At 72.3% G+C, this 21,243-nt stretch carries 18 protein-coding genes; all 18 read left to right on the top strand.

The genetic code is table 11. The annotated features are described in order from the left end of the window. Nucleotides 1-20 precede the first annotated feature (20 nt). Nucleotides 21-1,121 (top strand): threonine synthase, encoded by a 1,101-nt coding sequence (thrC, locus tag VSR01_RS28525; protein WP_326453865.1) that lies wholly within the window; start codon nt 21-23, stop codon nt 1,119-1,121. A gap of 465 nt (nt 1,122-1,586) precedes the next feature. Next, nucleotides 1,587-2,510: a homoserine kinase gene (gene thrB, locus VSR01_RS28530; protein WP_326451941.1), complete on the top strand. Its 924-nt coding sequence runs from the start codon at nt 1,587-1,589 to the stop codon at nt 2,508-2,510. A 422-nt stretch (nt 2,511-2,932) separates the two neighbouring features. Further along, nucleotides 2,933-4,987: a transcription termination factor Rho gene (gene rho / locus VSR01_RS28535; protein WP_326451942.1), complete on the top strand. Its 2,055-nt coding sequence runs from the start codon at nt 2,933-2,935 to the stop codon at nt 4,985-4,987. Nucleotides 4,988-5,280: 293 nt separating this feature from the next. Beyond that, nucleotides 5,281-7,044 (top strand): trypsin-like serine protease, encoded by a 1,764-nt coding sequence (locus VSR01_RS28540; RefSeq protein WP_326451943.1) that lies wholly within the window; start codon nt 5,281-5,283, stop codon nt 7,042-7,044. A gap of 182 nt (nt 7,045-7,226) precedes the next feature. Next, complete coding sequence (locus tag VSR01_RS28545; protein WP_326451944.1) at nt 7,227-8,990, top strand: trypsin-like serine protease; 1,764 nt, start codon at nt 7,227-7,229, stop codon at nt 8,988-8,990. Between the two features lie 287 nt (nt 8,991-9,277). Further along, nucleotides 9,278-10,429 (top strand): LCP family protein, encoded by a 1,152-nt coding sequence (locus VSR01_RS28550; RefSeq protein WP_326451945.1) that lies wholly within the window; start codon nt 9,278-9,280, stop codon nt 10,427-10,429. 235 nt (nt 10,430-10,664) lie between these two features. Beyond that, the gene (gene rpmE, locus VSR01_RS28555) at nt 10,665-10,889 is read left to right on the top strand and encodes a 50S ribosomal protein L31 (RefSeq protein WP_326451946.1); all 225 of its coding nucleotides are present in this window, start codon (nt 10,665-10,667) and stop codon (nt 10,887-10,889) included. Between the two features lie 179 nt (nt 10,890-11,068). After that, nucleotides 11,069-12,148, top strand: coding sequence for a peptide chain release factor 1 (prfA, locus tag VSR01_RS28560; protein WP_326451947.1), 1,080 nt, complete (start codon nt 11,069-11,071; stop codon nt 12,146-12,148). A gap of 21 nt (nt 12,149-12,169) precedes the next feature. Then, nucleotides 12,170-13,015, top strand: coding sequence for a peptide chain release factor N(5)-glutamine methyltransferase (prmC, locus tag VSR01_RS28565; RefSeq protein ID WP_326451948.1), 846 nt, complete (start codon nt 12,170-12,172; stop codon nt 13,013-13,015). Between the two features lie 160 nt (nt 13,016-13,175). Continuing rightward, entirely contained in the window at nt 13,176-13,823 is a 648-nt protein-coding gene (locus tag VSR01_RS28570; protein WP_326451949.1) for an L-threonylcarbamoyladenylate synthase, read from the top strand. Further along, nucleotides 13,820-14,494 (top strand): arsenate reductase/protein-tyrosine-phosphatase family protein, encoded by a 675-nt coding sequence (locus tag VSR01_RS28575; protein ID WP_442785567.1) that lies wholly within the window; start codon nt 13,820-13,822, stop codon nt 14,492-14,494. The genes VSR01_RS28570 and VSR01_RS28575 overlap by 4 nt, the downstream gene beginning before the upstream one ends. A gap of 141 nt (nt 14,495-14,635) precedes the next feature. After that, entirely contained in the window at nt 14,636-15,940 is a 1,305-nt protein-coding gene (locus VSR01_RS28580) for an MraY family glycosyltransferase (RefSeq protein ID WP_326451950.1), read from the top strand. Between the two features lie 278 nt (nt 15,941-16,218). Continuing rightward, nucleotides 16,219-16,686, top strand: coding sequence for a hypothetical protein (locus tag VSR01_RS28585; RefSeq protein ID WP_326451951.1), 468 nt, complete (start codon nt 16,219-16,221; stop codon nt 16,684-16,686). Nucleotides 16,687-16,989: 303 nt separating this feature from the next. Further along, nucleotides 16,990-17,796: a F0F1 ATP synthase subunit A gene (gene atpB, locus VSR01_RS28590; RefSeq protein ID WP_326451952.1), complete on the top strand. Its 807-nt coding sequence runs from the start codon at nt 16,990-16,992 to the stop codon at nt 17,794-17,796. A 100-nt stretch (nt 17,797-17,896) separates the two neighbouring features. Beyond that, the gene (gene atpE, locus VSR01_RS28595) at nt 17,897-18,145 is read left to right on the top strand and encodes an ATP synthase F0 subunit C (RefSeq protein ID WP_326451953.1); all 249 of its coding nucleotides are present in this window, start codon (nt 17,897-17,899) and stop codon (nt 18,143-18,145) included. Between the two features lie 41 nt (nt 18,146-18,186). After that, the gene (locus VSR01_RS28600; RefSeq protein WP_326451954.1) at nt 18,187-18,735 is read left to right on the top strand and encodes a F0F1 ATP synthase subunit B; all 549 of its coding nucleotides are present in this window, start codon (nt 18,187-18,189) and stop codon (nt 18,733-18,735) included. Beyond that, nucleotides 18,732-19,547: a F0F1 ATP synthase subunit delta gene (locus VSR01_RS28605; protein ID WP_326451955.1), complete on the top strand. Its 816-nt coding sequence runs from the start codon at nt 18,732-18,734 to the stop codon at nt 19,545-19,547. Before VSR01_RS28600 ends, VSR01_RS28605 begins: the two co-directional genes overlap by 4 nt. Nucleotides 19,548-19,670: 123 nt before the next feature. Then, nucleotides 19,671-21,242: a F0F1 ATP synthase subunit alpha gene (gene atpA, locus VSR01_RS28610; RefSeq protein ID WP_326451956.1), complete on the top strand. Its 1,572-nt coding sequence runs from the start codon at nt 19,671-19,673 to the stop codon at nt 21,240-21,242. Nucleotide 21,243 lies beyond the last annotated feature (1 nt).

A 21,243-nucleotide genomic window follows, 5' to 3' on the forward strand; every position in this document is an offset into this window, starting at 1 on the left:
CAAGCCTGGACGAGCCTCGAATGCCCGACGGCGCCGCGGCGCCGCGCACCGGCCGCGCCGCCGGCGCCCACCAGTGGCGGGGGATCATCGAGGAGTACCGGGACCGGCTGCCGGTCTCCGCCTCGACCCCCGTGGTCAGCCTGCTGGAGGGCGGTACGCCGCTGGTGCCCGCGCAGGTGCTGTCCGAGCGGACCGGCTGCGACGTGTACCTGAAGGTCGAGGGCGCCAACCCCACCGGGTCGTTCAAGGACCGCGGCATGACCATGGCGATCTCGCGGGCCAAGGAGGAGGGCGCCCAGGCCGTCATCTGCGCCTCCACCGGCAACACCTCCGCGTCGGCCGCGGCGTACGCGGTGCGCGCCGGGATGGTCTGCGCGGTGCTGGTGCCGCAGGGCAAGATCGCGCTGGGCAAGATGGGCCAGGCGCTGGTGCACGGCAGCCGCATCCTCCAGGTGGACGGCAACTTCGACGACTGCCTGGACCTCGCCCGGGGGCTGAGCGAGAAGTACCCGGTGGCGCTGGTCAACTCGGTCAACCCGGTCCGCATCGAGGGCCAGAAGACCGCCGCGTTCGAGATCGTGGACGCGCTCGGCGACGCGCCGGACATCCATGTGCTCCCGGTCGGCAACGCGGGCAACATCACCGCGTACTGGAAGGGCTACCGCGAGTACGCGGCGGACGGTGTGGCGTCGAGGCGGCCGCGGATGTGGGGCTTCCAGGCGTCCGGCGCCGCGCCGATCGTCAACGGCGAGCCGGTGCGCCAGCCGCAGACCATCGCCACCGCGATCCGGATCGGCAACCCGGCGTCCTGGCAGTTCGCCGAGCAGGCGCGGGACGAGTCCGGCGGGCTGATCGAGGCGGTGACGGACCGCCAGATCCTGGTCGCGTACCGGCTGCTCGCCGCGCAGGAGGGCGTCTTCGTCGAGCCCGCGTCGGCCGCGTCGGTGGCCGGGCTGCTCAAGGCCGCGGACGAGGGCCGGGTCGACCCCGGCCAGCGGATCGTCTGCACGGTCACCGGCAACGGCCTGAAGGACCCGGACTGGGCGGTGGCCGGGGCGCCGCAGCCCACCACGGTCCCGGTCGACGCGGACACCGCGGCCCGCAGCCTCGGGCTGGCCTGACCGACGGCGCGCCGGCCCGACCGCGGCGCGCCGGCCCGACCGCGGCGAGCCGGCCCGCCCGGGACGGCCCGGCCCGATCCGCGAAGCGTCGGGCCGACCCGTGGCGACCCGGGCCCATCCGTGGCGACCCGGGCCGACCCGTGGCGACCCGGGCCCATCCGTGGCGACCCGGGCCGCCCCGTGGCGACCCGGGCCGACCCGCGGCGGCCTGCTGCCGCGCAGGCGGGGGCGCACACACGGCACGCGACACGCATCACGCGCGGTGCGTGCGCCCTATGTCGCAGGAGAACCTTCCTTCGATACGCTTGGTTCAGCGGCGCGCACATCGTGCGTTCGATGCGTTCGTATCGTTCGTGCGTGCCCCGCATCCGGCGGTTGTCCAAGGACCGCCGACTCCCCGCCCGGCCGCGACGGCAACGATGCCGCGCCCGCAGGGCGACCCGCACCGAGGAGATTCGTCGAACCATGGCCGGTCCCGCGTTCCGCGCTGCCGCAGTACGAGTGCGCGTCCCCGCGAGCAGCGCCAACCTCGGCCCCGGCTTCGACGCGTTCGGCCTGGCCCTGGGGCTCTACGACGACGTGGTGGTCCGCGTCGCCGACGCCGGGCTGCACGTGGACATCGCGGGCGAGGGCGCCGACACGCTGGCCCGCGACGAGAAGCACCTGGTGGTGCGGTCGCTGCGGACCGCCTTCGACCTGCTCGGCGGCCAGCCGCGCGGCCTGGAGGTGGTGTGCGCCAACCGCATCCCGCACGGCCGCGGCCTCGGCTCCTCCTCGGCCGCCATCTGCGCGGGCATCATCGCCGCCCGCGCGGTCACCATAGGCGGGCCCGGGGTGCTCGACGACACCGCGCTGCTGGAGCTGGCCACCGAGATCGAGGGCCACCCCGACAACGTCGCCGCCTGCCTGATGGGCGGCTTCACGCTCGCCTGGACCGAGGGCGGCGCCGCCCGCGCGGTCCGGATGGACCCCGCCGGCTCGCTGGTGCCGGTGGTCTTCGTGCCGGCCGTGCCGCTGGCCACCGAGACCGCCCGCGGACTGCTGCCGCGTACCGTCCCCCATGTGGACGCCGCGGCGAACGCCGGCCGGGCCGCCCTGCTCGTGGAGGCGCTCACCCGGCGTCCTGAGCTGCTGCTTCCCGCCACCGAGGACCGCCTGCACCAGGAGTACCGGGGTCCGGCCATGCCGGAGAGCCTGGCGCTGGTGAACCGGTTGCGCGCGGAGGGCGTCCCTGCTGTCGTGTCGGGCGCCGGGCCCACGGTGCTCGCGCTGACCGACGAGGGGGCCGCGGACAAGGTCTCCCGGTTCGCCGGTGAGGGCTGGGCGGCCAACCGCCTGGCGCTGGACACGGCCGGGGCCAGTGTCCTGCCGCTCGCAGGGGGGCAGTGACACGATTGCCGGCCGGAGAGAGGGGAATATGTGTGGGACGGGGTAGTGTTAACCTCAAGCCAGCATTCGCCGCCCGATGGGCGCGATGCGCTGTGTCCCCGCAAGTGCCGGGTGCGTTGTCGCACACGGCAGCGGTCGGCACATCTTCCGGGAGCCTCCCACACCGCACAGGCAGCCTGACTGGGGAGTCGGACAGCCTGCCCGCGCAGTGTCGAGCACGCTCCGGATTCGGTACGTGATCCAGGGGTTGTCCCACGGGTTCTCCACGGGGGCTCCTCGGTACCGATTCAGCACGTATGTATTTCTGCCGCCATCAGGCGGACCACCGCCCCGGCTCTGAACAGCGGAAACGCACAGATCCGGACAGCACGACCGGTCGCCGAGCCAGACAGGCCGACGTCCGCTCCAGGGAAGGACCCTTCGTGAGCGACACCACCGATCTGATGGGCGTGCGCGCAGACAACTCTGTCGCCTCGTCCGACGCCGCCGCTCCTGCCTCCGGTGCCGCCCCGGCCAGTCCCACGCGGCGGCGCCGGACCGGTACCGGTCTGGACGGCATGGTCCTGGCCGAACTCCAGCAGCTGGCCTCCGGCCTCGGCATCAAGGGCACCGCGCGGATGCGCAAGAGCCAGCTGATCGAGACCATCAAGGAGCGCCAGGCCGGCGGCGGGGCGACCGCCCCGCAGGCCGAGGCCGCGCCGGCGGCGGAGAAGCCGAAGCGCAGGGCCACCTCCCGGGCCCGTCTGGAGCAGGCGGGCGAGGTCGAGACGGCGCAGGGCGCCGAGGCCCAGCAGATCGAGATCCCCGGCCAGCCGGCCGGTGAGAAGGCCAAGACCGCGGCGAGGGCCGAGCAGTCCGACCGCGGCGACCGCGCCGGGCAGGCCGCCCAGGCCGCCGCCGACACCGCCGAGGGCCGCCAGGGCGGCGCGGCGGACGCGGACCGTGCCGACCGCGGCGACAAGGGCGGTGACCGCGCCGACAAGGGCGAGAAGGCCGACAAGGGCGAGCGCGGCGACCGCGGCGACAAGGGCGGCGACGCCAAGCAGGGCCAGGGCGGCGACGACCGCCAGGACCGCCAGCGCGGCCAGCGCGGCGACCGCCGCGAGCGGCAGCGCGACCGCCAGCGCAACCGCGGCGAGGACGGCGGCGACGGCAACCGCCAGCAGCGCCAGGGCGGCGGCCAGAACCAGGGCCAGGGCCAGCAGGGCGGCGGCCAGCAGGACGACGACGAGTTCGGCGAGGGTCGCGGCCGGCGCCGGGGCCGCTACCGCGACCGCAGGGGCCGCGGCCGGGGCCGTGACGACTTCGCCGGCGGCGGCGAGCCGCAGGTGGCCGACGACGACGTGCTGATCCCGGTCGCCGGCATCCTCGACATCCTCGACAACTACGCGTTCATCCGGACCTCCGGCTACCTGCCGGGCCCGAACGACGTGTACGTCTCGCTCGCCCAGGTCCGTAAGAACGGCCTGCGCAAGGGCGACCACGTCACCGGCGCGGTGCGGCAGCCCAAGGACGGCGAGCGGCGCGAGAAGTTCAACGCGCTGGTCCGGCTGGACTCCGCCAACGGGATGGGCGCCGACTCCGGCCGCGGCCGTCCGGAGTTCAACAAGCTCACCCCGCTCTACCCGCAGGACCGGCTCCGGCTGGAGTCCGACCCGGGTGTGCTGACCACGCGGATCATCGACCTGGTGTCGCCGATCGGCAAGGGCCAGCGCGGCCTGATCGTGGCCCCGCCGAAGACCGGCAAGACCATGATCATGCAGGCGATCGCCAACGCGATCACCACCAACAACCCCGAGTGCCACCTGATGGTCGTCCTGGTCGACGAGCGTCCGGAAGAGGTCACCGACATGCAGCGGTCGGTCAAGGGCGAGGTCATCTCCTCGACCTTCGACCGCCCGGCCGAGGACCACACCACGGTCGCCGAGCTGGCCATCGAGCGCGCCAAGCGGCTGGTGGAGCTGGGCCACGACGTGGTCGTGCTGCTGGACTCCATCACCCGCCTGGGCCGCGCCTACAACCTGGCGGCGCCGGCCTCCGGCCGCATCCTGTCCGGCGGTGTCGACTCCACCGCGCTCTACCCGCCGAAGCGGTTCTTCGGCGCGGCGCGCAACATCGAGGACGGCGGCTCGCTGACCATCCTGGCCACCGCGCTGGTCGAGACCGGCTCGCGGATGGACGAGGTGATCTTCGAGGAGTTCAAGGGCACCGGCAACATGGAGCTCAAGCTCGACCGCAAGCTCGCCGACAAGCGCATCTTCCCCGCGGTGGACGTCGACGCGTCCGGCACCCGCAAGGAGGAGATCCTGCTCGGCGGCGAGGAGCTGGGCATCGTCTGGAAGCTGCGCCGGGTGCTGCACGCGCTGGACCAGCAGCAGGCGATCGAGCTGCTGCTGGACAAGATGAAGCAGACCAAGTCCAACGCGGAGTTCCTGCTGCAGATCGCCAAGACCACGCCTGGCCAGAACAACGACTGACGGCAGCGCCGGCGGCGGCACCGACGCCGCCGGCCGCCCCGTCGGCACGAGCTGACGACGTGGGCTGACGACGTGGGCTGATGGCACGAACTGACGACCCGTCAGGAAGCGTCGTGTCGCGGCCCGTTCGCCGGACGTTCACCCGCCCCCCGGTTCCCGCCGGGGGGCGCATTCATGTCCGCGCCGTACGCTGCGGCGGCCGCAGGCAGGGGGACCTCCTGTGCGCACGTGTTCGTCCACGACAGGAGATCTGTGTGATCCGCTTCACCGGGGGGTGGCCGCGGCATGCCCGCGTGACCGCTCCGCTCGCGGCGCTGGCCATGGGCGCCGCGAGCCTGATCCTCGGCGTGCCCGCGCATGCCGACACCGCCCACGCCGACACCGCCCACGCCGGCGCCGCGCACGCCGACACCGCGCGGGCCGGCGCCGTCCGCGCCGCGACCACCGCGCGAGCCGGCGCCTCCGAGGGCGACGCCGCGCTGCGCGCCCGCGTCCAGCAGGCCGCGCGGCAGCTGACCGCCCCGCGCGGCGGCCACGCCGCGCCGCAGATCATCGGCGGCAGCACCACCAACATCGACAACGCGCCGTGGATGGTCCAGCTCTGGTACTTCAACGCGGACGGCACCGCGATCTTCTGCGGGGGCACGCTGGTCGCGCAGAACAAGGTGCTGACCGCCGGCCACTGCGTCGACGGCCTCGACTGGGCGGACAACGGCGTGGTGGTCGCCGACACCGGCGTCCTCGGCGGCACCGACGTCAGCCCGGTCGCCCTGGTCCGCTCGCAGTGGCTGCACCCGTCCTATGACGGCGCGGCGTACGACAACGACATCGCGCTGCTCACGCTGGACACGCCGCTGAACCTCAAGACGCTGCCGCTGGCCACGCCGAACGACGCCGCGCTCTACGCGCCCGGCACCCAGGCGACGGTGTACGGCTGGGGTGTCACCGACTCCGGGGTGGACAGCCAGAACCTCGCCGAGACGCTCCAGCACCTGACGCTGCCGGTCAACTCCGACACCGCGTGCGCCGACGAACTCGACGCCGCGGTCGGCGGCGACGCCTATGTCGCCGGCCACATGATCTGCGGCGGCGAGGGCGGCACCGGCGACGACGCGACGGGGAAGACGACCTGCTCGGGCGACTCCGGCGGTCCGCTGGTGGCCGGCGGCAAGATCGTCGGCGTGGTCTCCTGGGGCGTCGCGAACGACACCCAGGACTGCAACGTGCCGGGCACGTACGACGTGTTCACCAAGGTGTCCGGCTACGGCGGCGCGGTCCAGCCGCGCCTCTTCGACACCGACATCTCCCGCGACGGCAAGGCCGACATCGTCGCCAAGACGTCCGCGGGCGCTTCCTACGCCTACGCCTCCACCGGCACCGGCGTGCGGTCCAGGGCCAACGCCCCGATCTCGTTCGCCAATTACGACACCGTGGTCCAGGCCGACCTGGAACGCGACGGCTACCAGGACTACATCCTGCGCGCCACCTCGTCCGGCAACGTCTTCATGGGACACCGCACGGCCGACCGCGCCTCGTACTCCTACAGCCAGATCGGCTCCGGCTGGAAGACCGTCAAGGCGATCGTGGTGCCCGGCGACATGACCGGCGACGGCATCCCCGACCTGCTCACCGAGGACTCCGCGGGCCGGGTGTGGGTGTACCCGGGCAAGGGGAACGGGCTGTTCACCACCGCGGTGCTGACCAACGCCTCCTGGAGCCGGTACAACCTGGTCGTCGGCCACGGCGACTACACCGGCGACGGCATCGCGGACGTGCTCGGCCGCGACACCGCGAGCGGCGCGCTGTACGTGCTGCCGGGCACCGGGACCACCGCGGCGCCGTTCGGCCCGGCGGTGCAGGTCGGCAGCGGCTTCAACGGCTTCGACAAGCTGGTGGCCGTGGGGGACTTCACCGGCGACGGCCACGCGGACCTGCTGGCGCGGGTGCCCTCGGGGACGCTGTTCCTGTTCAAGGGACAGGGGGTGGCCGGCCCGGCCGCGTTCGCCCCGTGGCAGAAGATCAGCGGCGGCTGGAACATGTACAGTCTGCTCGGCTGACACCCTGGGTTTACCGTAACTTTGCCCGCCCTCCGGTCCTCGCCGGAGGGCGGGCTCATATGTATGTCATAGGATCTGGCAGCCGCAGGTTGGGGGGACCTCCTGCGGCTTCGATCCCGTGCCCCCGCCGCGCCCTTCGAGCGCGGCCGTCCTGGCACATCTTCTGACTCTCAGGAGTTCGCGTGCAACTTGCGCACCACATAGGGGGGAAGCGGCGACTGCCGCTGGTACGGCGGCTGTTGACCGCCTCGGTGGCCGCGGCCGCGCTCACCGCGACCGGCCTGACGGCCACCGCGCACGCCGACAGCGGCGGCGCCAAGCCGGTGCTGCTGCCCCCGAAGGGGGCCCACCTCACCGGCACCACCCAGCCCGCGACCACGTCGGGCAGCACCGCCAAGCCGCAGATCATCGGCGGCACCGACACCGCCTTCAGCGCCGCGCCGTGGATGGTGCAGCTGCTGTTCGAGTGGGACAACGACGGCAACTTCTACTTCACCTGCGGCGGCACCCTGGTGGCGCCCAACAAGGTGCTCACCGCCGCGCACTGCGTGGAGGACGAGAACGGCGCCGCGCTGGACTGGGTGAACCACGGCCTGGTCCTCGGCGGCACCGCCAAGCTCGTCGGCGGCGGGGGCAGCGACCCCGAGGGCACCGTCGCCACCGTCAAGCGGGTCTGGCACTACTCCTCGTTCAGCCCCGCCACGCTCGACAACGACGTGGCCCTGCTGACGCTCGACCAGCCGCTGCCGTACAAGACGCTGCCGACCGCCAAGAGCACGGACGCGTCGCAGTACACCGCCGGCACCCAGGCCACCGTCTACGGCTGGGGCGTCACCGACTCCGCCGCCGGCAGCCCCAACCTGGCCCCCACGCTGCGGCACCTGGCCGAGCCGGTGAACTCCGACGCGACCTGCTCCAGCGCGCTGGACGCGGCGGTCGGCCCCGGCGTCTTCAAGCCCGGGCACATGATGTGCGCGGGCGTGCCCGCCACCGGTGACGACACCACGAACAAGACCACCTGCTCCGGCGACTCCGGCGGCCCGCTGGTGGCCGGCGGCAAGGTCATCGGCGTGGTCTCCTGGGGCGTCGCCGACGACAGCCACGACTGCGGCGTGGCCGGCACGTACGACGTGTTCACCCACCTGTCGACCTACGGCGCGGCCGTCCAGCCGCACGTGGACGACAACGACCACTCGCGCGACGGACGCGCCGACCTCGCGGTGCGCACCACCGCCGGCGGCTCCTACGTCCACATCTCCAACGGCACGGCGTTCCCGACCCGGGTGACCTCGCCGGTCTCCTTCAAGGCCGACAACCTCGTCGTCCCGGCGGACCTGAACCGCGACGGCTACCAGGACTACCTGGTGCGCAACAGCTCCACCGGCGCGATCTACTCGGTGCGCCGCAGCGCCACCAGCGCGACGTACAAGGGCACCTACCTCTACGGGGGCTGGGGCTCGGTCAAGGCGATCGTGGTGCCCGGCGACCTGACCTCCGACGGCATCCCCGACATGGTCGCGGAGAGCCCCGACGGGCGCGTCTCGGTCTACCCGGGCAAGGGCAACGGCACCTTCGGCGCCCCGACCCAGTTCGCCTCCGGCTGGTGGCAGTACAACCAGGTGCTGGGGCACGGCGACTTCTCCAACGACGGGATCGCCGACGTCATCACCCGGGACGCGGCCACCGGCGACCTGTACCTGAACACCGGCACCGGCAAGGCGTCGGCGCCGCTGGCCCCGCGGGTGCTGCTGCAGAAGAACTGGGGCGGCTGGAACAAGCTGGTCGCGGCCGGCGACATCACCGGCGACGGCCGCGCGGACCTGGCGGCCCGCACCCCGTCCGGGACGCTGTACATCTTCCCGGGCAACGGCCAGGTCGCCTCCGGCGGCTTCGGCCACTCGCTGCTGGTCGGCACCGGCTGGCAGCAGTACGACATGATCGACTGACCGTCGCGGTCGGATCACCGGTGCGCCGGCCGCGGCCGGCGCACCCCGGTGGTCACCGTACGTGAGCGACAGGCACGGCAGGTGACGTCCGGGGAAACGTTCCGCGCGCGCCCGCATATCCCCTGAGCTGGGGGTATGCGGGCGTTCGTGTGCTCCGGCAGGCCCGCGACGGGGCCGGGCCGGATCCTCCCCGGATGCCGGATGCCCCGGTCATGGCGCACGATGGAATGTCCGACGCGGCGGGCCGCCCGCGGCGCCGGACGGATCGGACCGCCGGAGGTGGCGCCATGCTGGACCAACAGCTCCCGCCGGCCGGCTCCAGCCCCAGCGGGGCCGGGGACGGCCGCCGGCGGCGCCGTCGCGGCCTGCGCATCGCCGCGTGGACCGCCGCGGGCGTGGTGCTGGCCGGCGCGGCGGGGGCGGGCTACCTCTACCACCGGCTGAACGCCAACATCAACAGCGTCGACATCGACGGCGCGCTCGGCGGCCACCGCCCGGCCCCGCTCGGCAACGGCGCCATGGACATCCTGGTGCTCGGCTCCGACTCGCGCTCCGGCGCCAACCGCGCCTACGGCCACGACAACGGCACCGCGCGCTCCGACACCGCGATGATCGTGCACCTGGACAAGGGCCACCGCAGGGCGAGCGTGGTGAGCATCCCGCGCGACACCCTCGTCGACCGGCCGGCCTGCCGCACCGCCAAGGGGCGCGCGGCGCCGGCCGCGCACGCGGTGATGTTCAACTCCGCCTACGAGACCGGCGGGCCCGCGTGCGCGGTCAAGACCGTCGAGCAGCTCACCGACCTGCGCATGGACCACTACATCGAGGTCGACTTCACCGGCTTCAAGCACCTCGTGGACGCCCTCGGCGGGGTCCCGCTGACCACCACGCGGTCCATCCACGACACCAAGAGCCACCTGACCCTCGCGGCCGGCCGGCACACCCTGGACGGCGAGCAGGCGCTCGGCCTGGTGCGCACCCGGCACGGCGTCGCCGACGGCAGCGACCTGGGCCGCATCCAGCTGCAGCAGGCGTTCATGCGGGCGCTGCTCGACCGGATCGCCGGCATCGGGCTGTTCACCAGCCCCACCGAGCTGGTCTCGGTCGCCGACACCGCGACCAAGGCCGTCACCACCGACACCGGCCTCGGCTCGGTGAACAAGCTGATGGGCCTGGCCGACAGCGTCCGGCACCTGAAGGCGGGAGATGTGCACATGGTGACGCTGCCGGTGCGGTACGCGGTCGCCGACCCCGACCGGGTGCAGCCCATCGACCGGCAGGCCGCCATGGTGTGGGCGGCGCTGCGCGCCGACAAGCCGATCCCGGCCGCCGCCACCAAGGGCTCGGTCGCGGAGCGCGGCGGCGCGGGCAAGGTCGTCGCCGACCAGGGCGCCACCCCGTCCGCCCGCCCGCCCACCGGCTCCGGATCGCGCCGCTGACCTGCGCGGACGCGCGGAGGACGGGGCCGGGAGCGACGGCCGGCCCCGGGCGGAGCGGCCCCGGGCGCCCGGGGAACGGGGCCGGCGGGCGTGCGCCGGGGGCGGGAATTATCCGCGGCAGCCCCTGGTTTTGGGAGATGCGGCCAGTGCTGGCAGACTGGTCCGCTGGCCCCGGTTCACGCTCCCGCAAACCCGCGGTTGCGACCCGGCGCCCTCCCGAACCTAGGAGCATCCTTTGAAGCGCGACATCCACCCCGAGTACGTCGAGACCCAGGTCACCTGCACCTGTGGCGCCTCGTTCACCACCCGTAGCACCGAGACCAGCGGCCAGATCCGCGCGGACGTGTGCTCCGAGTGCCACCCGTTCTACACGGGCAAGCAGAAGATCCTCGACACCGGCGGCCGCGTGGCCCGCTTCGAGGCCCGCTTCGGCAAGGCCGCCGGGTCCGCCAAGAAGTAGCGACCCGACAGCGCCGGTCCACGGCCGTCCCCAGGGCGGCCGGACCGGCGCTTTGTCGTCCGCACTCCCTGTCGGCGCTCCCGACCGCGCGTCCTCGCGCGCCCCTTCCGTACCAGCGCCCCCGCGCCCCCGTCGCGCCGTCCACCGCGCGCACTCCACTTCGTCCCAGGGAACCCGAGATGTTCGAGGCCGTCGAGGAACTGATCGGCGAGCACGCCGACCTCGAGAAGCAGCTGGCCGACCCCGCGGTGCACGCGGACCAGGCCAACGCCCGCAGGCTCAACAAGCGCTACGCGGAGCTGACCCCCATCGTGGGCGCCTACCGCTCCTGGCGGCAGACCGGCGACGACATCGACACCGCGCGCGAGCTGGCCGCCGACGACCCGGACTTCGCCGCCGAGGTCAAGGAGCTGGAGAAGCAGCGCGAGGAGCTGACCGACCGGCTGCGGCTGCTGCTGGTGCCGCGCGACCCCAGCGACGACAAGGACGTCATCCTGGAGGTCAAGGCCGGCGAGGGCGGCGAGGAGTCCGCGCTGTTCGCCGGCGACCTGCTGCGGATGTACCTGCGCTACGCCGAGCGGGTCGGCTGGAAGACCGAGATCCTCGACGCCAACGAGTCCGACCTCGGCGGCTACAAGGACGTCCAGGTCGCGGTGAAGGCCAAGGCGTCGCACGAGCCCGGCCAGGGCGTGTGGGCGCGGCTGAAGTACGAGGGCGGGGTCCACCGGGTGCAGCGGGTGCCCGCGACCGAGTCCCAGGGGCGTATCCACACCTCGGCGGCCGGCGTGCTGGTCACCCCCGAGGCCGAGGAGGTCGACGTCGAGATCAACCCCAACGACCTGCGGATCGACGTCTACCGCTCGTCCGGCCCCGGCGGCCAGTCGGTCAACACCACCGACTCGGCGGTGCGCATCACCCATCTGCCGTCCGGCCTCGTGGTCTCCTGCCAGAACGAGAAGAGCCAGCTGCAGAACAAGGAGTCGGCGATGCGCATCCTGCGCTCCCGGCTGCTGGCCGCGGCGCAGGAGGAGGCCGAGCGCGAGGCGTCCGACGCCCGGCGCAGCCAGGTCCGCACGGTGGACCGCTCCGAGCGCATCCGGACCTACAACTTCCCGGAGAACCGCATCTCCGACCACCGCGTCGGCTTCAAGGCGTACAACTTGGACCAGGTGCTCGACGGGGACCTGGACGCGATGATCCAGGCGTGCGTGGACGCCGACTCCGCCGCCAAACTGGCCGCGGCCGCCGACGCCGGCTGACCGCCGAGAGGGGAATTGGTAGTGAATCTGCTGCTCGCCGAGGTGGCGCAGGCCGCCCAGCGACTCGCCGACGCGGGCGTGCCCTCGCCCCGCTTCGACGCCGAGGAGCTGGCCGCGTATGTCCACGGGGTCAAGCGCGGCGAGCTGCACAGCGTTCCCGACGCGGAGTTCGACGCCCGCTACTGGGAGGCGGTGGCCCGCCGCGAGGCCCGCGAGCCGCTCCAGCACATCACCGGCCGGGCCTTCTTCCGCTACCTGGAGCTCCAGGTCGGCCCCGGCGTCTTCGTGCCCCGCCCGGAGACCGAGTCCGTGGTCGGCTGGGCGATAGACGCGGTCCGCGCGATGGACGTCGCCGAACCCCTGATCGTGGACCTGTGCACCGGGTCCGGCGCGATCGCGCTGGCACTGGCGCAGGAGGTGCCGCGCTCGCGGGTGCACGCCGTCGAGCTGTCCGAACAGGCCCTGGAATGGGCCCGCAAGAACGTCGCGGGCAGCAAGGTCGACCTGCGGCACGGCGACGCGCTCACCGCCTTCCGCGACCTGGACGGCCAGGTCGACCTGGTCGTCTCCAACCCGCCGTACATCCCGCTCACCGAGTGGGAGTACGTCGCCCCCGAGGCCCGCGACCACGACCCCGAACTCGCCCTGTTCTCCGGCGAGGACGGCCTGGACGCCATCCGCGGCATCGAGCGCGCCGCCTCCCGGCTGCTGCGCCCCGGCGGCGTCGTGGTGGTCGAGCACGCCGACTCCCAGGGCGGCCAGGTGCCGTGGATCTTCAAGGAGGACGCGGGATGGGCCGACGCGGCCGACCACCCGGACCTGAACAACCGCCCGCGCTTCACCACGGCCCGCAAGGCGACGCCGTGACCGCGGGCCGCGCCCTGACCGCAGGCCGCGCCCCGACTGCGGGCGACGCCCCGACCGCGGGCCGCGCCCTGACGACGGCGCGTCCGCAACGCCCCCGGCGGCGCCCGCGACGCCGCCCGCACCACCCGCACTTCACGCACCGCTCGATGGAGGTCAGCTGATGGCACGGCGATACGACTGCTCCGAGGCGACGGACCGGGTCACCGGCCTGCGCGAGGCCACCTCGGCGGTCAAGCGCGGCGAACTCGTCGTCCTGCCCACCGACACCGTCTACGGCATCGGCGCCGACGCCTTCGACGCCGAGGCCGTCGGCGACCTGCTGGAGGCCAAGGGCCGCGGCCGCAACATGCCCTCGCCGGTGCTGGTCGGCTCGCCCAACACCCTGCACGGCATCGTCACCGACTTCTCCGAGCAGGCGTGGGAGCTGGTCGACGCGTTCTGGCCCGGCGCGCTGACCATCGTCACCCGGCACCAGCCGTCGCTGAACTGGGACCTCGGCGACACCCGCGGCACCGTCGCGGTCCGCATGCCGCTGCACCCGGTCGCCATCGAACTGCTCACCGCCACCGGCCCGATGGCCGTCTCCAGCGCCAACCTGACCGGCATGCCGTCCCCGCAGGACTGCGACGCCGCGCAGGACATGCTCGGCGACTCGGTGGCCGTCTACCTCGACGGCGGCCCGACGCCGGCCGCCGTGCCGTCATCCATCGTCGACGTCACGGGCAAGACGCCGGTGCTGCTGCGGGCCGGGGCGATCAGTGCGGAGGAACTCCGCAAGGTCGTACCCGACCTGCAGGAGCGCAGTTGACGCCGGACGGACGCGGCATACGGGGACCCGCGCCCGCGCCGGCGCGGGCGCACGCCGCCGCGGAGCACGGGGGCGCCGTCCCGGTGTTCCGCGTGCTCCACGTCTGCACCGGCAACGTGTGCCGCTCGCCGATGGCCGAGCGGCTGATGCGGCACGGCCTGTCCCGGCGGCTCGGGGACGCCGCGGCCGGCGTCCTGGTGGAGTCGGCCGGCACCTGGGGCCACGAGGGCGCGCCGATGGAGGCGCACGCGGCCGCGGTGCTCGCCGAACACGGCGCCGACCCGGCCGGCTTCACCGCGCGCGAGCTGCTGGACGAACACGTCATCGACGCCGACCTGGTGCTCACCGCGACCCGCGACCACCGCGCGCAGGTGATCTCGATGGGCCACGCGGCGGGCCTGCGCACCTTCACGCTCAAGGAGTTCACCCGCCTGGTGCGCGCGATAGACATGGCCACCCTGCCCGAGGGCACCGTGGCCGAGCGGGCCCGCGCGCTGGTCAGGGCCGCCGCCGCGCTGCGCGGCTGGCTGCTGGCGCCGAGCCCCGACGCCGACGAGGTGCACGACCCGTACGGCGCCCCGGTCGGCTACTTCCGCAGCATCGGCGAGGAGATCCACACCGCGCTCGACCCGATGGTCACCGCGCTGACCGGCATCCCCGCGGCGGTCTGACCGCCGGCCGCGCCCGCCCCGGCGCCCACCGGCCGCCGCAACCGCCCTACCCTTTTCCCGGCCGGTGCAACCGCCGGCGGACCCTGTGAGTCTTGAGAGGTGTTCGCCGAGCAACCCCGGCCACCACTAGGGTGTGACGCTGTGCGCGAGTATCTGCTGACTCTCTTCGTATCGGCGGCGGTCACCTACCTGCTGACCGGCCCGGTGCGCAAGTTCGCCATCGCCGCCGGCGCCATGCCGCCGATCCGCGCCCGCGACGTGCACCGCGAGCCCACCCCCCGCCTCGGCGGCATCGCCATGTTCGGCGGGCTGTGCGCGGGACTGCTGGTCGCGGCCCACCTGAACAACATCAGCGACGTCTACAAGCTCTCCAACGAGCCGCGCGCGCTGCTGTCCGGGGCCGGGCTGATCTGGCTGCTGGGCGTGCTGGACGACAAGTGGGGCGTGGACGCGCTGATCAAGCTCGGCGTGCAGATGATCGCGGCCGGCGTGATGGTGCTCCAGGGCCTGACCATCCTGTGGCTGCCGGTGCCGGGCATCGGCCCGGTCGCGCTCACCCCGGTGCAGTCGACGCTGCTGACCGTGGCGCTGGTGGTGATCACCATCAACGCGGTGAACTTCGTGGACGGTCTGGACGGTCTGGCGGCCGGCATGGTGTGCATCGCCGCCATCGCGTTCTTCATGTACGCCTACCGCATGTGGTACGGCTACGGCATCGAGGCGGCCGCGCCCGCCACGCTCTTCAGCGCGATCCTGATCGGGATGTGCCTGGGCTTCCTGCCGCACAACATCCACCCGGCCCGGATCTTCATGGGCGACTCCGGCTCGATGCTGATCGGCCTGGTGCTCTCCTCCGGCGCGATCTCCATCACCGGCCAGGTCGACCCGGACGCGATCACCGACCTGACCGGGTCCACCAAGGAGACCGTGCACTTCATGGTGCCGGTCTACATGCCGCTGCTGCTGCCGCTCACCATGATCGCCATCCCGGCCGCCGACCTGGTGCTCGCCGTGGTGCGCCGGACCTGGAAGGGCCAGTCGCCGTTCGCCGCCGACCGCGGCCACCTGCACCACCGGCTGCTGGAGATCGGCCACTCGCACGCCCGCGCGGTGTGGATCATGTACTTCTGGGCCGCGCTGATCGCCTTCGCCGCGGTCGCCTTCTCGGTCAACTCCTCCAGCCTGATGATCGTGTTGGTGATCATCGCGCTGAGCGCGGTCGGCCTGGTGGCGCTGCTGCTGCCGGCCTTCACCCCGCACGCCCCGCGCTGGGCGGAGTCCGTGGTGCCGCCGCGCTACCGCCGCCGGCGCCGGCGGATGGCGGCGGCCGCGGCCGCCGCCGAGCGGGAGATGCGCTCGGCCAACCCGCCCGCGCTGGGCGGCGCGACCGCCGTCGGCGACCGCGCGCCGCTGCCCGAGCGCCGCCGCCCGGTGAAGACCCGGTGAAGGGGCGACAGGTGAAGGGCGGACAAGGGTAACTGGACAAACTGGACGGCGTGTCGGGTTCACATGGATGTGACAGGCAGCACACCTCCATGGTAAAGACCGCATCAAATACTTTGTGATACCGTTCACGAAAGCAGGGAACACGCCGAGAGAACCGCTGGAGCGGTCAGTCGGCGCGGGGGCTCGACCCCCGTGGCCCCGTACTCCCCGCACCCCTGATTACGCTCGTCTCCGACGACACCCGCTCTGCCCCAACTCCCGCCGGAGGAGCCGTCCCCGTGCAGACGAACATGCAGACGAACGACGCCCGCATTCTCCGCGGAGCCGCGATCATCGCCGCTCCGGTGGGAGTGGTGGCCACCGTCGCCAGCGCGGTCATCGCCGGCGGCAAGGGGCTGATCGGCGGTGTCGTGGCGGTCGCTGTCGTCGCGGTCTTCTTCGGGCTCGGGTCGTGGGCGCTGATGCGCCTGACCCAGGACCGCCCGCAACTGGCGATGAGCGCGGGGATGCTCATCTACGTCGTGCAGATCCTGCTGATCGGCATCTTCATCGTGGTGTTCAGCGACACCACCGCGTTCAACCCGCGAGCCTTCGGCGTCACCCTGCTGTGCACCGCGCTCGCCTGGGTGGGCGGGCAGGTGTGGCAGGCGATGACGGCCAGGATGCTCTACGTCGAACCCGAACCCTCCGTGCCGCCCGCCGAGGAGGCGACCCCGGTGAGCTCGGGGGCCCGCGATGCGGGTTAGGGCAGTCACAGACCCTAAGGGGCGGGTAAAGAGCCGCCATTCACATCTGCTATCGTCCGGAATCGCATCTGGACGTGGAGGCCCCTCGCGCATCGGGAATGTGCTGCCCCCGCGCCCATCGGTGTACTCGGAACCGGGGCCGCGTACGGCCCGCGGCCCCCGGGTGCCCGGTCTTCGATGCGGGCTCCCAGCGGACGGCGGCGGCTTCGCCCTGCCCCGTACGCAGTGCCGACCAGCGGCCCCCGTGGCCGCGCTGACACACAAGGTTGCCGTTACTTATGCGTCACGACGAAGGAGTCACGGGTGAGTGCCCACACGCTGCTCGCTGAGCCTGGATGCCACATCCAGCACGACTGCGCTTTCCCCGCGCCGGGCCTGCACTCGTTCGACTTCAAGCCGATCTTCAGCATCGGCAGCTTCGACTTCACCAAGCCGATGCTGCTCGCGATCATCTGCATGCTGCTGGTCGTCGGGTTCTTCTGGGCCGCGTTCCACAAGCCCAAGCTCGTCCCCGGCCGGGTGCAGCTGATCGGTGAGATCGGCTACACGTTCGTCGCCCGCAGCATCGCCCGCGAGGTGATCGGCAAGAAGGGCGACAAGTACGTGCCCTTCCTCACGTCGATCTTTTTCTTCGTGTGGATCATGAACGTGATGTCGGTCATCCCGCTCGCCCAGTTCCCGGCGACGTCGCGGTTCGCGTTCCCGGTCGCGCTGGCCGCGCTGGTGTTCATCACGTACATGTACCTGACGTTCAAGAACCACGGCTTCGGCGGCGGCATCAAGAACCTGGTCTGGATCGACGGCCTGCCCAAGCCCCTGGTCCCGCTGATCGTGGTGCTGGAGTTCTTCTCCAACGTCATCCTCCGGCCGTTCACCCTCGCGGTGCGGCTGTGGGCCAACATGTTCGCCGGTCACATGCTGATCGTGATGTTCAGCGTGGCGACCTGGTATCTGCTGACCCCCGCCTGGTTCACGGCGGTGTCCGGCGGTTCGCTCGTCATCGCGATCCTGATGACCGCCCTGGAGGTACTGATCCAGTTCCTGCAGGCGTACATCTTCACGCTGCTTGCCTCGATCTACATCCAGGGAGCGCTCGAAGAGGGTCACTGACCCCCGGCGGGGGTCGCCGACCCCCGCAAGGCGCCCACCACCACACCGTTTTCCGCTGGGAAGCCCCCCAACGGACCGCAAAACGAAGGAAGACAGGGAAATGTCTGCCGAGCTCGTCAACCTCGCCGCCTCCACCACCGTCGCGGGCCGCATGGGCGCGATCGCCTACGGTCTGGCCGCCATCGGCCCCGGCGTCGGCATCGGCCTCGTCTTCGGCCACTCGATCGAGGCCATGGCCCGCCAGCCCGAGGCCATGCCGATCATCCGTACCAACATGTTCCTCGGCTTCGCCCTCTGCGAGGTGCTCGCGCTCCTCGGCCTGGTCGTTCCCTTCATCTTCCAGAAGTGAGCCGGCCCCGCCGCTAAAGCAACCCGACGAAAGGTTCAGACATGATGACCTTCCTGGCGGAAGAGGGGGCGCAGAATCCGCTCATCCCCGACACCGCGGAACTGATTGTCGGCCTGATCTGCTTCTTCATCGTCTTCGGTTACCTCGGAAAGAAGCTCCTGCCGAACATCCAGAAGACCCTGGAAGAGCGGCACGACGCCATCGAGGGCGGCCTGGAGCGCGCGGAGAAGGCGCAGGCCGAGGCCAACCGCACGCTGGAGGAGTACAAGGCGCAGCTCGCCGAGGCCCGCCACGAGGCGGCCCGGATCACCGAGCAGGCCCGGCAGCAGGGTGCGGAGATCATCGCGGAGATGCGCGAGGAGGGCCAGCGCCAGCGCGAGGCCATCATCGCCTCCGGCCACGCCCAGATCGAGGCGGACCGCCGCCAGGTGACGGTCGCGCTGCGCCAGGAGGTCGGCCGCATCGCCACCGACCTGGCCGGCAAGCTCGTCGGCGAGTCCCTCCAGGACAGCGCCCGGCAGAGCCGCACCATCGACCGCTTCCTGGACGGGCTCGACGAGTCCGCCTCGGCAGCCGAGGCCAGCCGATGAACGGAGCCAGCCGCGACGCGCTGCACGCCGCCCGCGAACGGCTCGACACGCTGACCGCGAGCCGGACCGTCGACGTCACCCGGCTCGCCGACCAGCTCGCGGCGCTCACCGCGCTGCTCGACCGCGAGGGCACCCTGCGCCGCGCCCTGACCGACCCGGCCCAGGACGGCGAGGCCAAGGCCGAGCTGGCCCGGCGGCTGCTGTCCGGCCAGATCAACGCGGACACCCTCGACCTGTTCAGCGGCATGGTCAGGGCCCGCTGGTCGCAGTCCCGCGACCTGACCGACGCGGTCGAGGAGCTGGCCGACAGCGCCGACCTCATCGCCGCCGAGCGGGACGGCTCGCTGGACGACGTCGAGGACGAGCTGTTCCGCTTCGGCCGGATCGTCGGCAGCAGCGCGGAGCTGCGCACGGCGCTCGGCAGCCGCGCCGCCACCGGCCAGGCCAAGGCCGACCTGGTGCGCTCGCTGCTCGGCGGCCGGGCGGCTCCCGTCACCCAGCGGCTGGTCAGCCGTCTGGTCACCGCGCCGCGAGGACGTAGCCTGGACGGAGGGATCGAATCCCTGTCCAAGCTGGCCGCCGCTCGCCGGGGCCGGATGGTCGCGGAGGTCGTCTCGGCGGTCCCGCTCAGCGACCGGCAGAAGGAGCGCCTGGGCGACGCACTGGCCAGGATCTACGGCCGGCGTGTGCACCTGAACCTCGACGTGGACCCCGAGGTCCTCGGCGGAGTCCGGGTGAAGATCGGCGACGAGGTCATCAACGGCTCCATCGCGGACCGCCTCGACGAGGCGGCGCGCCGGATGGCGGGCTGACCCCCACCGCCCGGCGACACCAACTCAAGAAGCATGAAGGCGGCCCGAGTTGGCCGCAGTGCTCTGGGGGAAATCCCCAGACCCCCAGAACATAGGGCCCAACAAGGAGAGCAGGGAACCCAGATGGCGGAGCTCACGATCCGGCCGGAGGAGATCCGGGACGCGCTGGCGACTTTCGTCCAGTCGTACCAGCCGGACGCCGCCTCGCGCGAGGAGGTCGGCACGGTCAGCGTTGCCGGAGACGGCATCGCGAAGGTCGAGGGACTGCCCTCGGCCATGGCGAACGAACTGCTGAAGTTCGAGGACGGCACCCTCGGCCTCGCCCTCAACCTCGAGGAGCGGGAGATCGGTGCGATCATCCTCGGCGAGTTCGACGGCATCGAGGAGGGCCAGCCGGTGCAGCGCACCGGCGAGGTGCTCTCGGTGGCGGTCGGCGAGGGCTACCTCGGCCGGGTCGTCGACCCGCTGGGCAACCCGATCGACGGCCTCGGCGAGATCGAGACCGAGGGCCGCCGCGCCCTCGAACTGCAGGCGCCCACCGTCATGCAGCGCAAGTCGGTGCACGAGCCCATGCAGACCGGCCTCAAGGCCGTCGACGCGATGACCCCGATCGGCCGCGGCCAGCGCCAGCTGATCATCGGCGACCGGCAGACCGGCAAGACCGCGCTGACCATCGACACGATCATCAACCAGCGCGACAACTGGCGCTCGGGCGACCCGAAGAAGCAGGTCCGCTGCATCTACGTCGCCATCGGCCAGAAGGGCTCCACCATCGCCGGCGTGCGCGCCGCACTGGAGGAGGCCGGCGCGCTGGAGTACACCACGATCGTCGCCGCCCCGGCGTCCGACCCGGCCGGCTTCAAGTACCTCGCCCCCTACACCGGCTCGGCCATCGGCCAGCACTGGATGTACCAGGGCAAGCACGTGCTGATCGTCTTCGACGACCTGTCCAAGCAGGCCGACGCCTACCGCGCGGTCTCCCTGCTGCTGCGTCGCCCGCCGGGCCGCGAGGCCTACCCGGGCGACGTGTTCTACCTGCACTCCCGCCTGCTGGAGCGCTGCGCCAAGCTCTCCGACGACCTGGGCGCCGGCTCGATGACCGGCCTGCCGATCGTGGAGACCAAGGCCAACGACGTCTCCGCGTTCATCCCGACCAACGTCATCTCCATCACCGACGGCCAGTGCTTCCTGGAGTCCGACCTGTTCAACGCCGGCCAGCGGCCCGCGCTGAACGTCGGCATCTCGGTCTCCCGGGTCGGCGGCTCCGCCCAGATCAAGGCGATGAAGCAGGTCTCCGGCCGGCTGAAGCTCGACCTGGCGCAGTACCGCGAGCTGGAGGCGTTCGCCGCCTTCGGCTCCGACCTCGACGCCGCGTCCAAGGCGCAGCTGGAGCGCGGCCAGCGGATGATGGAACTGGTCAAGCAGGGCCAGTACGCCCCGTTCCCGGTCGAGGACCAGGTCGTCTCCATCTGGGCCGGCACCACCGGCAAGCTGGACGACGTACCGGTCGAGGACATCCGGCGCTTCGAGCGGGAGCTGCTGGACTACCTGCACCGCGAGCACAAGTCCCTGCTGACCGCGATCGTCGAGACCGGCAAGCTGCCGGACGAGACCATCGAGACGCTCACCGAAGCGGTCGCCGCCTTCAAGAAGCAGTTCGAGACGTCCTCGGGCGCGCTGCTGGTCGAGGGCTGAT

Origin of the sequence: Actinacidiphila sp. DG2A-62 (assembly GCF_035825295.1) — a bacterium.
Lineage (GTDB): Bacteria > Actinomycetota > Actinomycetes > Streptomycetales > Streptomycetaceae > Actinacidiphila.

Bases quoted from the DNA above. Each gene is read 5' to 3' on its own strand.
- VSR01_RS28605 (WP_326451955.1), top strand. From the start codon at position 18,732: ATGAACGGAGCCAGCCGCGACGCGCTGCACGCCGCCCGCGAACGGCTC.
- thrC (WP_326453865.1), top strand. From the start codon at position 21: ATGCCCGACGGCGCCGCGGCGCCGCGCACCGGCCGCGCCGCCGGCGCC.
- VSR01_RS28550 (WP_326451945.1), top strand. From the start codon at position 9,278: ATGCTGGACCAACAGCTCCCGCCGGCCGGCTCCAGCCCCAGCGGGGCC.
- atpA (WP_326451956.1), top strand. From the start codon at position 19,671: ATGGCGGAGCTCACGATCCGGCCGGAGGAGATCCGGGACGCGCTGGCG.
- atpE (WP_326451953.1), top strand. From the start codon at position 17,897: ATGTCTGCCGAGCTCGTCAACCTCGCCGCCTCCACCACCGTCGCGGGC.
- thrB (WP_326451941.1), top strand. From the start codon at position 1,587: ATGGCCGGTCCCGCGTTCCGCGCTGCCGCAGTACGAGTGCGCGTCCCC.
- VSR01_RS28570 (WP_326451949.1), top strand. From the start codon at position 13,176: ATGGCACGGCGATACGACTGCTCCGAGGCGACGGACCGGGTCACCGGC.
- VSR01_RS28600 (WP_326451954.1), top strand. From the start codon at position 18,187: ATGATGACCTTCCTGGCGGAAGAGGGGGCGCAGAATCCGCTCATCCCC.
- prfA (WP_326451947.1), top strand. From the start codon at position 11,069: ATGTTCGAGGCCGTCGAGGAACTGATCGGCGAGCACGCCGACCTCGAG.